At 69.6% G+C, this 13,680-nt stretch carries 3 protein-coding genes; all 3 read right to left on the reverse strand.

Annotated features, from left to right (window positions below; translation table 11 throughout):
* Nucleotides 1-373: 373 nt before the first annotated feature.
* Genes OG792_RS20800 through OG792_RS20810 form a run of 3 tightly spaced genes read right to left on the reverse strand, consistent with a single transcriptional unit; the run spans nucleotide 374 to nucleotide 13,646 of the window.
* On the reverse strand, nucleotides 374-2,554 hold the full coding sequence (locus OG792_RS20800) for a UvrD-helicase domain-containing protein (RefSeq protein ID WP_329101345.1): 2,181 nt from the start codon (nucleotides 2,552-2,554) through the stop codon (nucleotides 374-376).
* Nucleotides 2,554-8,931, reverse strand: a complete 6,378-nt coding sequence (locus tag OG792_RS20805) for a DEAD/DEAH box helicase (RefSeq protein WP_329101347.1) — start codon at nucleotides 8,929-8,931, stop codon at nucleotides 2,554-2,556. Before OG792_RS20805 ends, OG792_RS20800 begins: the two co-directional genes overlap by 1 nt.
* Nucleotides 8,928-13,646 carry a class I SAM-dependent DNA methyltransferase gene (locus tag OG792_RS20810; RefSeq protein WP_329101349.1) on the reverse strand — a complete coding sequence of 1,573 codons (4,719 nt, stop codon included), beginning with the start codon at nucleotides 13,644-13,646 and terminating at the stop codon, nucleotides 8,928-8,930. The genes OG792_RS20805 and OG792_RS20810 overlap by 4 nt, the downstream gene beginning before the upstream one ends.
* Nucleotides 13,647-13,680 lie beyond the last annotated feature (34 nt).

A 13,680-nucleotide genomic window follows, 5' to 3' on the forward strand; every position in this document is an offset into this window, starting at 1 on the left:
CCCGTCGCCGGGCCGCGGTGCCGACGCTGGTCGGCCTCGTCGCGGTCGGCATCGCCCTCGGCGTCATTGCCGGGTGGGCGGTCATCACCAACGGGACGGGTGCCGCCGAGGACGCACCGGCCTCCGATGGTCAGCCGGTCGCCGCCAGTGATGACGAACTGCTCCACCGGGCCTCGGAGCGGCTGATCGCGCGGTGCATGGCCCGGCACGGGTTCACGTACGAGGAGCAGCCGCCGTCGCCGACGGACCGGGACTTCCGCTACGTGCTCGACGATGTCGGGTGGGCCCGCGAGCACGGGTACGGAACCCTGGTCGACAGGGGTCGCGAGCGGGACCAGGATGCCAACCCTATTTCCTCTCGGCCCGGAGGGAACTATAGGCGCTGGACCACCAAAAGCTCATCGCGAGCACGGGTAGCGGCCACGTATACCAATGACCGTGCGCGCAGCTCGGCGTCGTGCCGCTCGATGTCATCCAGGCTGTCGAGCCTGGCCTTCTCGGTAGCCGACTCAAAGCCGACATCGGCGAGTACGACCTTGGCGAACTCCATGCCTTTGGCCCTGTGCATGGTCATCACGAGCACCCGGCCTTCCCCCGGGCGGTCGCGGTCGACTGCACGTGCCGGCACGCCGCGCTCGTTGAGCGCGTTGACAACTCGTTCACGCTGGAACTTGTCGTGTACGAGGACGGCGATCGTCTCGGGTGTCGCTCCGCCGTCAAGCCAGGGGCGGATACGGTCAGCGATCGTGTCTAGTTCGGCGATGAGCGACTCCACACTTTCCACCGCTGGCGCCGGCCCCGATCGCGCCGAGCGATAGCCGGTGATCTCCGCCTGGTCTTCGAGGTCGACGTAGTCGCAGCCGTCGAGCATTGCCATCGCGTAGCGCAGGTTCTGCGCGGTGGTGCGGTAGTTGAGGGTGAGCCGCTGCGAGCGGCCGACAATCTTGATGCCGTATCGACCCAAGACGGTTCGGTTGCCGTAGATGCGCTGGTGGGAGTCCTCGGCAATGAACAGGTCATCCTCACCCTCGGCGACCAGGGCGCGCAGCATCTGCCAGTGTGTCGGTGACAGGTCCTGGCCTTCGTCGACGAGCACGTGGTCGGCTTGGCCGCCGGTGGCCGTCAGGTGGGCGGCGGCGACGGCGGCTGCCTCGGCGAAGTCGAGAGTGCCGTCGATGCGGCACTGCGCCCGGTAGGCAGCGATCAGCGCCCACACGCTGTCCCGTTTGGCTCGGTCGAGGGCAACCCCGCGGCCGGGCCGGCGGACGCGGCGGTACTCGTTCTCGTTCTTGACCTTGTTGGGCAGGACGATCAGCGCGTATTCGGCGCTGAGGAAGGTCTCGTTGGCGATCTCCGGCGGCAGCGGGGTAGCCGACGCTTCGATGACCTCCCGCCACCGGCCAGTAGGGGTCCGCCCTGTGGGGGTGGATCGAGCATCGCCTAGGACGGTCTGGGCGGCATCGGCGATGCCGGTGCCAGCGGCGCGGATTACGGCGGCGGCCAGGGCGTCGACCCCGGCCACGTACACCCCGTGTGTGTTGAGGGCGGTCGCCTGCGGCACCGTCGGGTCGAGTTGGGCGAGGCCGTCACGCAGGGCGCCGGCCAGGTTCGTGGTGAACGTCGTCAGTACGAGCCGGGCGTCGGGTTGTTCGCGAGCCAGCACGCGAGCCCGGTGGATGAGCACGACGGTCTTGCCGGTGCCGGCGCCCCCGGAGAGCCGGAAGGGTCCCTGGTAGCGGCGCACGGCGTAGCGACGCTGCTCGGGGTGCAGGAACACCCGCCACAAGCCGAAGTCGCCCTTTTCGATGATCCGGCGGAGTTCCTCCTGGCCGTCGATGAACGCGAATTGCGCCTGGGCGGCGGGTTGCTGGAGCGAGCGCAGCAGGTCGGCGTCGTCATCACCTGATTGTTCGGGCGCTTCTAGGTGAAGCCGCTCGGCGATGGTGTCGATCGAGTCCTGAGTGGCGAGGTCGACCAGGAGGAGGCCCAGCCACCCTTCGTGGCGTTGAGCGAGGTCGAGGATGGCGTCCTCGTCCGGCGCGGCCAGTGCTCGCTCGGCGACATCGGCGGGGACGCCGAGCCGGTCGACAAGGTCGCCGCGGGTGCGCCCGAGCCGGCCCAGCAGAGGCTGCGCCGGGAAGACGAGGGATTCCGCCGGCCGGGACGGTGCAGGAGGGGCAGCGGCGGGCGGTGTAGCCGGTGGCGCGGTAGCCGGCCAGGATGCGGGTTCGGCCTGCTCGATCTGCGGTAGACCGTTAATCGGGTTGACCTTGAGGCGGACCCGCGCGGCCACGGAAATGGCGTCGTCGTGGGGCCAGACGCCGTGGATGACGTAGTGGCTCTCCCCCGCGCCGTCGAGCCGGAACATCACCGCACGCCAGAACTGGTCGACGCGGCCGGTTCGGACGCGGGAGTCGGCCGCACCGGCAATCGGCTCGACGTGCAGGCCGGGGGCGGTGTCGTCGGCGGAGAGCTTCTGTAGGAAGGTCATCGCTTTGGCCTTGACCGAGCCGTCGATCTTGACGGGCCACTTCGTCATGATGATGGTCGACATTAGTGCTCCCCGCGGTCGTTGGTACCAGTCAGTGCCGCGACGACGGCGTCCGGATCCGGCTGTACGACCTGCCAGCCGGCGGAGCTGAGGTCGGTGCGGTCCTCGTCGGGCATGTCGTAGAGGTCGACGGCGATACGCAGGCGCGGCCAGCAGATGTCCATCGGGATACCTTGCGGGCCTTCCACACCGATTAGCGGTGCGTCGAGGCCGCCGTGGATGGCGAGGAGCCGGATCAGGTCGCGCTCGACACCCGGCGCGGCCGACTCGTACGCAGATGCCCAGCTCTCGTCCATGCCGTCGGGAAGCCCGTCGGAGGCGACTGGTTCCGGCGTGGCAGCGGCCGTGGCCGGGCTACCCACTCGGCTGACGGTCGTGATGACGGTGGGCCAGTCCCGCAGCGACATCGCATTGGAAAGCTGCAGCCATAGCCGCCAGGCGTCGGCGTGCGCGGCGTCGAGGGCCTGTTCCCGGTCGTCGAGCACAAGCGCAGCGTGCACTGCCGTCTTCGTCGGCTCGACGACGACGGCGAGAGCGCCGAACTGCCGTACCAGGAGGGTCCGCTCGCCGGAAGGCAACTCCTCGGCGAGCAACGCGGCGCGTCCGACCGCCGAAAGGCTGATCCCGTCGCCGTAGGTGCGGCGGGACCGGCCGTCGACCAAAAACATCGGTACGGCCCGCGCGACGATTCCCAGGTCCGCGGGCCTGGGCGCGGACACCCAGGCGAGCAGCCAGGAGATGGGGCCGGCTCGCAGCCCTTCGTACGCACTCGGCGCGGCCTGGAACGGGGCCTGCTTGATCAGTTTGGTTACCGTCGCCTCGGAGAACCAGGCTGGGACGGTCGGAGTCTCCTGCTCGGCGGCGGCGATGTCGGCCGCGGTGACCGCCAGGACAATACGGCCGGTGTCGCGCAGGATCTGCCGTTTCTCGGCATCGTCGGCGAGCCGGTTGCGGGACGCTACGGCGTGGAAGGCATGACCGTCGGTGAAGACGGCAACGGCCGGCACGGAGGTGTCGTTGGATTCCAGCAGGAAGTCCGGGCGGGAGTTCTCGACGTTGACCTGCGGGGTGAGGGTCCATTGGCGTTGGTCGCCGGGCAGGGTGAAACGCAGCGCGTTGCCCCACGGTTTCGGCACCTCGATGGTGGCTGCCCCGATCGCCTTCAGCCGCCGCGCGATCAGCTTGCGGAAGCGTTGTTCGAGGTGCGATTCGGGGTTGTCCTGCGGTGGAGTCTCGACAAGCGTCCACGGTGGGCCATCGGCGGTGTCGGCATCCTCGCCCAAACCGAGCAGGTGGGCGAGATGCCGTTCGGCGGCCGCACGGGACGTACGGCGCAGTGCGGCGGGCAGGGTGAACGGCAGCAGACAGCGGTGGCAGGCGAGGCGTTCCTCATGCCGGCATTCGCAGTCGTGCACCCGCCGCCAGGCGCGCGTGAGTAGGTCGCGCAGGCGGTCCGGGGCGGCCAGGTCGGCCAGGTACCCAGTGCCACCGGGAACCACGTCGTGCAGCAGCAGTGCGTCGTGGTTGTCGATGCCGTCGCTGAGGGTGGGGTCGACGACGTGCTCGACCCGCAGGTGGTCGGGGTGCCCGCCGATCTGTTCGCGCAGCCCGAGCAGGACGGCCGCGGCCAGGCTCGGCACGGCGAAGTCGTCGCCGAGGGTGACCGCGTACGGCAGGCGCAGCAGTAGCCCCTGGGTGCGCAGGGTGCGGGATAGGGCGACCGCCGTGGTGTTCTCCACGGCTGCCTTCCGGTACGGGCACCAGGCGCGGTGTTCGTGCGGGCGATTGCGGCCCGTGTCGGTGTCAAGCTTGCCGCATCCGCTGCACACGCGGAACAACGCGCCGGTGCGTTCGTCAGCCGATATGATCCGCGACGTGCCGTGACCGGGGACGCCGACGTTTAGCCAGCGCAGGTCCATGCTGCGTAGATAGGTGCAGCCCAGCCCGGTGTTCTCGGCGAACCACTTCGCCGCGATGCCGGCCGGGTCGATGTCGGCGGCCGTGATGAGCTGGAACGGGATGCGGTCGCGCTGGTCACGCCGGTCGGAGATCTTCACCTCGTCGCGGCGCACCTCGGCGGAGACATGGGACAGTTCGACGACGTCGAGGCGCTGGCCCGTGTCGGCGATGCCGGTGCTGCCGCAACGCGGGCACTTGGCGATCTGCTGTTCCTGGCCGGTGGCTGCAATGTCGGCGGCGTAGCCGCAGGCGGGGCAGAACACCCAGGGGCGGATGGATTCGCCGTCGATACCAAGGTCGATCGCGTCGACGGCGATCTCCCAGCCGCGGGCGTAGAAGGTGGCGCCGGGGGCGAACTCGCGGATGGCCTGCGCCGATCCGCGCTGGAATTGGGCGCTGTCGCTTTCGAACTCGCCGGAGTCGGGGTTGGTCCAGCTGATTCCGACGGCGAGGGTGACGGTGTCGTCGAGCAGCGTGTAGTTGGGCAGCAGTCCGTGTTCCTCCAGGACGCTGATCCAGTATTCGCCGCGCAGGTGCCCGAGTTGCCCCCCTATCAGCTTGCGGGTGGTCTTGGCCGACCGCAACGCCCGCTTGTCGTCGTCGGTGACGGCCGGAGACCCGGCCTTGGCCTCCAGTTCGGGTAACACCTTGTTGATCTCGGTCTGACGCCGCCTGAGTGTCTCGACGGTCTGCTGCCAGCGCCGACTGGCCGCGTGCACGTGCCCGGCGAACAGGCTGGTGCCGGCGCCGGCCGCAGGGCTGACCCAGTCGGTGAGCGCATCGACCGTGGACGCGGGCAATGACCCGAAGGTGTCGGTGAACCGGCGCACCGCAGCGGCACCGCCCGTCTCGGCGACGGCGATGAGTTCGCCGAGGAACGAGTCCGGGTCGCTGGATCCGATGGCCTTCTGCGCGCTGGTCGGGTGGGTGTGCCGCTGGTCACGAGCCATGTCGTCGATGAGGCAGGCGGTGAACTGGCGGCGGAGGATCTCCTCGGCGCTCAGGTAGGTGGCGGGCGGGCGAACCTCGCCGTTGATGACCGACAGCGGGTCACCGAGCTTGGGAAGCTGGTCGCCGCGCCCAGTGAGGTAGGCCAGGTTGAGGGCGTTGCCGGTGAGACGTCCGGCCCGCCCGACCCGTTGCAGGTAGGACGCGACGGTGCGGGGCAGCGACGAGAGCAGGACCGTGGACAGGTCGCCGATGTCGATGCCCATTTCCAGGGTGGGGGTGGCGACCAACACGTTGGGTGCCTGCGGCTCGGTCGAGGACTTCTTGAAGCCGTCCTCGTAGCTCAGCCGGGTGGCGTCATCGAGCAGGCTGGTGTGCTCGCGCGCAACGATCCGGCGCATATCCGGGGAGGCGTAGAGCCGGCGGTAGAAGTTGTCGGCCAGGGCTTCCCGGGTCAGCCGGCCGTGGCAGCGCACCAGCATGCACGGCGCGCCGTCGAGCTGGTCGACGGTGGTGCGGCTGCCCGGCACCAGCGCCCGGCAGGTGTCACAGGCCAACAGGTGGCGTTTGGCGGTGAGGTCGTCGAGCCGCGCCGGGGCGACCACGACGCCCGACGGCGGGATCGCGTAGACGGTGGCGCCGCTCTGGCTGGTGACGGTGGTGAGGACACCGTCGCGGGCGAGCCGGTCGAGCAGCAGCCGGGTGAGCCGCCCGCCATCGGCCGGGCTGACCGACAGCGCCCGCGAGGTCCAGCGCGCGTACCAGGACTGGGCCGAGGTGACGGCGTCCAGGTCGCTGTCGCGGACCGGGTTGGCGGAGCCGCCGACACGCGGGTAGCTGGGGGCCGGCCGCGTGTTGGGGAAGGCGGGCATGCCGTCGCCTCGGGGCCGCCCGCCCCAGATGGACCAGCGGTTGCCGTCCTCCTGACGGAAGGTGGTGAACCAGGGATGGTCGATGGCACCCTGTGCCCGCATCCGGTCCAGGACGCCCCGCACCCACCGCACGAGCGTCTCGTCGGCCGGCTCGGCCGCGTCCGCGCCGAGTGGGCCCTGCACGGCGAACCCGGTCAGCACGGCTCGGGCGGCGGCGGCCATCCGGGTTGGTGGGCCGGCCTCCACCTCGACGGTGGCGGCACCTGTCAGTTCGAGGGTCCGCCCGGTGCGCGAGTTCATCCCGAACTCCAGGACCACGTCGAGGGCGAGCCGTTTCCGGACCCGCGACATCACCCGGGCGGGCACCCCCCGCAGGGTTTTCGACGTCCAGAACGGGATGAACGACTCCCTGTCGACGCAGTCGGGGCCGAGCAGGCGGTAGCGGTGGAAATCGTCCTCACCGGTGCGCTGGATCGCGTCCTCGACCAATGCGTCCAGGGTGAGGGTGCCGGGGGCGATCGCGGCGTTGAGCGCGGCGCGCAGGGTCAATGTGTGCGAGCGGGCCTCCACGAAACCGGCCCGGTGCGCGGCGTCCTGCACAGAGTCGGTAAAGACCAGGGCCTTTTTTTCCCGTACGTCCAGCGCCGCCGACCCGAACAGGGTGGACAGTGACACCGACAGCAGGGTGGCGATGGCGCTGCCGAGGAAGCGGATGCCGTCCGGCTGGGCACAGGACGGACAGGTGTCGTCGCGCGCGTGCTCGTCGGCGTCCCGGCCGGCGCTGGTGAGCACCGGCAGGATCCACCCGTCGCGCAGGTCGGGGTCGTCGTCGGAGGGGGCGGCGGTCAGCAGTTCCCGACCGCGTACGGAAAACCAGGCCAGCCCGTCGGGGTGCGCGGCCCCGTCGTAGGACGCGTTGGCTTCGGCCGGCGCGTACAGCAGGGCCCGGAAGCGCCCTTCCCGGGTGGCATGGTTACGCCGGATGGTCTCGTCGTCGACGGCGAGGCCGGTGCCGACCGGGGCGAGCGCGACCCCCCAACCGGACCGGCCACAGAACCGGCAATAGATGGCCGGGAACGACGGCCGGATGTCCTCGGTGTCCCCGCCGGCCACGGGGGGCCCGTCGTCGCCCCAGCGGAACCGGGCGGTGGTGTCGGCGGCCCGGTCGATGCGGGTGAGTTCGCGTACCCACAGGTGCACGTCGACGGCGAGGGCATCCCGTCCGACGACCGCCCGGATGTGTCCGAGGGCCGCTACCACGGCGGTGATCGCCTGCGCCCAGTCGGTGTCGAAGCCGCCCGCGGCTAGGCGGGAGGTGCGCCGGTCGGCCTGTCCCGCGATCCGGCGGACCAGGTCGTCGACGCTGACCGCGTCGGCGGTCTCGTAGGTCAGTTCCTGTACCAACGGATGCGCTTTGGCCAGGGCGAGCAGCAGGTCCGGCCCGGCCGCGGTGAGCTGGTCGCGGTCACCGGACCAGAGAAGGCCGAGGATGGTACGGGCGAGAGCCGCGCCGTCCGGGTCGGCGCCGAGCGTCTCGACGGCCGCGCGTACCTCATCGGCCCGGAACGCGGCCGCGACGACGAACCCGGCCTCGGCGACGACGGCCTCCGCGTCGCCCACCCATTCGGCGAGGTCCTTCCGAGACTCGGTCACCACCGCGTCGGCGGGGAAGGGCTCACCGAACACGGTCTCGGCGAAATCGAGCATGGCGCCCGGATCGCCCTTGTCCCCCAGGGTCGCCGACGTCGCCACCGGGGTGATCAGCCCCAACGGTCGGGACCACGCGGCCTCGGTGAGGGCCGGGTCGTCGTCCCGCCAATGGCTCTTCAGCGCCAGCCCGAGACGGCGCAGCAGCATGGCTACATCGGTGCCCTGCGCGCCGTCGTAGGTGTGGAACTCGTCGAGCACCAGGTAGCGCAGGCTGGTCGCGGACTGCCGCCACAGGCTCTGGTCCTCGTGGCGCAGCAGCAACTGGTCGAGCATCTTGTAATTGGTGAGCAGAATGTCGGGCGCGGTGTCCCGGATGACCCCCCGGTCGGTGATCAACCCGTGCGAGGTGACCATCGTCCGGGGTTTGCCCTTCTCTCCGGTGTAGAGCGCCGCGGTGATCGACGCCAGCTCCGGGTGGCCGGTTAGCAGCCCGGCGAGACGGCCGGCCTGGTCGTTGGCGAGCGCGTTCATCGGGTACAAGATCAGCGCCTTGATCCCGGTCACGCCCTCCAGCCGGGCCCGGCGCACATGATCCAGGATGGGGTAGAGGAACGCCTCGGTCTTGCCCGATCCGGTGCCGGTGGTGACCAGTGTCGCCTGGGGGCGTCGACCGCCCAGGGAGGTCAGCCGGGCGAACGCGGCGGCCTGATGACCGTACGGGTCCGGGCCCGCGTACCAGTCGAGGTGCTGCCGCCAGCCCTCCTCCGCCGGACGGAACGGCAACCGCAGGCGCACGTACGGGCCCTTGAACATGCCGGTGACCGGATCGGACAGGAACGTGTCGAGGCCGTCGCGGGCGTCCGCGTCGGTCAGCGCAAACGTTGTCGTCAGATAATCGACGAGGCTGTCCCGGACGTTGGCCGCCTGGACGGTGGGCAGCAGCTCGGTCACGAACGCTCCCGCAGGCGCTGTGCGAAGACCGCGTACGCCTCCCGCATGTCCGCCTCCCGATCCAGGGTGACAAACGGCAGCTCATAGGTGTAGGTGTTGCCGGCCTGGTTGGTGGCGGTGCGCTCCTCGGCGGTGATCCGGTCGCCCTTCCTGCGCCAGACGGTGAGCACCGAGTTGGGCACGAGCCGGCCGTTAGCGTCGTAGAAGTAGACGTTGCGGTCGTAGCCGCGCAGCACGGCAAACTGGGTTCGATAGATCGAACACAACTCGTCAGGGGTCAAGCCGAGCGCCAGCGCAACCAGTGCATCGATCTCCACCAGCGCCTGGCGCCGATCCGCAGCGATCCGCAACGGTGTCCCCGGCGTCCAATCCTGCCCGACCTGCTCCAACGGCACCCGCAGTTCGTAGTCGAGTCCGCCGGCCCATGAATCATCGCGAAAGTCGTCCGAATAGCAAGCCCGCCAAAGCTCCGCGTAGGCGTCCGTGACTGCGTTCAGTCGCAGCGCACGCAAGAGCAGATAATCGTCGAGAGGTTGTCGTCCACCCCGAACCATCCGAGCCACCGCGCCCGCACGGATCGTCGACTTGGGCGCAGCCCTCGTCGAGAAATCCGTGATCAGCGATGAAAGGTATCCACACACAATGGCAAGGTCGGACGGCTCGCCGTCAGGCATTCCCATCGAAAAGACGCCGTCAACGTGAGCGGCACCAGGGGGAATCAACCCAGGGATGAAGGTGCGCTCGCCCTGATTGGCTGCCATCGTGCGCCAGGCGATGCGGTAGTGGTCGCGGGCGGGGTCAGGGTGGTCCTCGTCGCCCCAGTCCGTGTAGGCGCAGTCGTAGTCGTAGCGGTCGCCTTGGCGTTTGTAGGCGGTGGCCGGGATCGCGTCGGCCGCCAGCGCCTCGAAGTCCGTCACCGACCAGTCCTGGTTGTTGCGCAGCGACTCGTTCGGCTCCTTGTAGAGCGGCGTCGACACGAACAGGTGCGGCCCCTGAAGGATCACGTCATCCCAGGAGCCCGGCACGCCCCACTCCGACTCAAAATACCCCTTGGTCCGGTCGTTCTTCTCGTGCCAACCGGCCGAGAAGCGCAGGCCGAGGTCACCGATTCGCCCGACGCGGGAGAGCTTTTCCAGGACCGCCGCGCTGGACTGGTTCACCGCGTATACCATCCGGGTCTGCCGGATCGGTACGTCGTCGGTCTCCATGGTGGCGTGCCAGGCGCGCAGCGTGCCATCGGTCACCGTGGTGATCCGCGAGCGATGCGGGCGTACGTCCCAGCGGCCCTCGTCGTCCTTGAGTCCGGGTTCCGGCCCGGATCCGTCGTGCACCAGGGACCGCACCGCCGTGTCGGGGTGATAGAGCCAACTCGCCTGCGTGAAGCCCGGCCGGCCCTGCCGTGATCCGTGCACCGTGACGCCAAAAAATTTGCTGTCCTTGATCTCAAAAAGAATGAGCGCGTTGACGAAATGCCAGTGGCGGCGGAGGCGCAGGTACAACTCCGAGCGGAGAAGGCCCGCGCTTTCGTCGGTGAAGTGCGAGTTCAGGTGAATCATGCCGATGGTGCCGCGGGCCGACCCGTGCCGCCACATCACCTCCATGAAGCAGCGGTACAGGTCCGGCTGAAGGCCCTGCAGGTGCGGATACTGCCCGACCGAGCCGACGAACGCCGCGATCGACAGCACCTCCGCCGTGCCCTCGACGACCACTTCGGTCATGCCCGGCAGCGCCAGGGTCGCCGCCCGTTTAATGGCGACCTGCGCCTGGGTCGGCTTCAGCGCCAACTGCCACCACGGATCACCCTCGGCCAGCAGGGCGTCGACGTCGGAGCGGGGCCGGACCCACGGTGGGTTACCGACCTGGAGGTCGAAGCCGCCGCGGGCGAACACGGTAGCGAAATCCAACTGCCAATGGAAGAAGCCCTGCCGCTGGGCAATACGCTCACACACCACCAGCCACGGGTGCTCGCACAGCACCGTCTCGATGGGCTTAGCGCCGGCAAAGCCGATCTCCACTCGTTCGGCCTCGTTGAGTTCGTCCCAGCTCATCCCGGCGCTCAGGGTCAGCCCAGACGCCTTGCGTTTGCGTAGCTCCGGGTTGCGGCCCAGCAGCGCCTGCAACCCGGCGACCCACTCCGCGACACTCGGCGGAGCAATCATTGTGCCGTCCACGGTGGCGGATTCGTCGGTGAGCGGCCAAAACCAGAGCGCCGTCCACGCGTCCATTGCGCGGCGCAGCCGCCGGTAGGCGCCTGCCTCGTCGGCGAGCGCCGCCTCAATTTCCTCGCGCTGCACCGCCCCGCCGGCGGGCAGCTCACCCGCCTCCCACACCGGGATGCGCCGGCGGATCTGCTGCTCGGCAAGGTCCAGGCGGCGGTAGGCGATCTGCCACAGCGACTCCACCCGATGCGCCAGTTCGGCGTACGCGTCGACAATTTGCTTGGTGGGTTTGGTCTTCGTGCTTCCCCGCCAGGTCCTGAGCTTCCTCACGGCATCGGGGGCGAGCGCGGAAGCCTCCTTGACGTCGGCGGCCGAGCCCCAGCCGTCGGCGGGCAGCAGGAAGTGGTGGATGCCGTCGGTGGCGACCCGCCCGGTGGCCATGTCGTCGACCAACGAGGTCAACGGCATCTCGTTCGGCACCGCGCCCAGCCATGACTTGTCGACGACCTGGCTGCGGTGATAGACGGCCCGGCGGGCACCGATCAGCGAATTCCCTCGCCGCAGGTGCAGGCCGAACCAGGGCGCCGACAGGCCCTGCACCATCGTGTCCAGCCACAGGGTGATCTCGGCGAGTTCGACGGCGGCGGCGTTCAGGTCTACGCCGTAGACGTTGTGCAGAGCGAGGTAGGCCTTCACCTCCTGCAGGCGTTTCGGGTAGTCGTCCGGGTCGATGCGTTTGCCCTCGGCGGCCAGTTCCTCCTGGCGGCGCTTCAGGTACTGCTCGGCGAGCTGCCGCACCGCCTCGATGGCGAACGCTCCCGAGCCGAGCGCTGGTTCGCAGATCGTCATGCCCAGGATGTCGACAGCGGGTGTGCGTTCGCTGTTCTGGTCGAGCAGCTCCTCCAGGGCCTGCCCGACGGTGAACCTCGTCAGCATCTCGGGGGTGTAGTAGGACGCCGACTGCTGGCGTTCCCGACCGGACAGCCGGAACACAAACGAGCCCTGCGGGTGCAGCACCGGCCGCAGCTCGCCGGTCACCGGGTCGGCCAGCTTCACGAAGTCGGCGGCGGCGATGCCACCCGCGCGGTCCACCGGCACCACCCAGGAGCCCTTGCTGCCGTCACCATCCTTGGCGACCTCGTACAGGTCCGTCTCGGCGAAGAAGCCGGTGTACGACATCAGCCCCTCGTAGACCGCGCCGAGCTGGTTGATGCCCAGTTCCGCGTACGAGATGAAGCCTCTGTCCCTGCCCCGCCGTTCCTTGCTCAGCAGCAGGTGGGTGAGGACCTCCTGCAGGGCGGCGTTGCCGATGCCGACCGCGTCGATGTGCGCGGTGGCGCTGGAACGGAACAGGTCGGCGCGCAGCGGGTTGAACGTGAGCCCCGGCGCGGACAACGCTTCCTCGTCGGCTGGTTCAACGACCTGGTGACCCCGGTCGACCAGCCGGAACAACACGCCCAGCGACTCGTAGAGGTGGGTTCCCGTCCGGGCGCGCGGGGTGGCCAGTTCGACCTGGACGAGTTCACGCAGCCGGTCCAGGCTGTAGCCCTGGTCGTATTCGGGGGCGCCGACGGGCAGCACGCCCAGCTCGGGCGACGCCTCCGCGTACAACAGGAAGAGGATGCGGTAGAGGAACCGCAGCGCCTGCTTGGCCAGCGGCTGAGCCTCCGCTGCGGGCAGCGGGTCGAGGCCCCGGGCGCGGCGGCGGGCGACGACCTCGTTGGCGATGATCTCGATGGAGAGGCGTACGCCCTCGCGGAGGTCCTTGGATACGCCGACGGTGTGTTTGATCGACTCGTCAAGGACGCCGCTCCACCACAGGTTGCCGTCGGCGTCCGGGGCGATCGACGCGGCGGACAGGCAGGTCAGGGCGCGGTCGATCTCGCCGCCGCGTCTGGTGTCGTTGCGTTCGCAGATCAGTTGCAGGTCGACGGCGAGGTAGCGGCCCTCGGCCCAGCGTTCCCGTTCGGCCAGCACCGCCCACCGGCCGGCCAGGATGAGGGCCAGGTCGGGGGCATCGTCCTCGACGAACAGGGCGGAGGTCAGCCGCGCGGCTGAGGTGAGTTCGTCGCCGTCGTCGTCCAGGCGCACCGGCGCGGCCAGCGTTCGGCCGTCCTTGGCGAGGACGTCCTCGACTGCGGCGACCGGCTGGGCGAGCACGACGACAAGCGGTGACCGTTCGGTGATACCGGGCGCCGAGACGCGCAGGATTGGCCCGTCCTCGCCGAGGACCAGACCGTGCTCACGCAGTTCCAGGATGCCGACGATGCGCTGGTGGATCGACGCGACCGCGGCGGCGGTGGTCTGTGGGTCGGTGGCGCCGAGGTCGGACTCGACATCGGTCAGCTCGCTGAGCTTGGCGAGGTCGGCTTCCAGCTCCTGCCGGGCGTCGGTGAACCGGCTACGCGGGGTGGGCCGGCGCTCGTCGGCCTCCGCGTCCCACGTCTTACGGCGCTCCAGCACCCGGGCGCGGAACGACTCCTTCGTCGCGTCGGTCGTGAAGTAGTGCTCGGAGATCCAGCCCTCACCGACCAGGATCGCGTCGGACGCGCTCATGCGGTGCCTACCTTTCGCATGCGCTCGTGGCCCT

The sequence above is a fragment of the Micromonospora sp. NBC_01699 genome, from assembly GCF_036250065.1.
In the GTDB taxonomy this organism is placed as follows: domain Bacteria; phylum Actinomycetota; class Actinomycetes; order Mycobacteriales; family Micromonosporaceae; genus Micromonospora_G.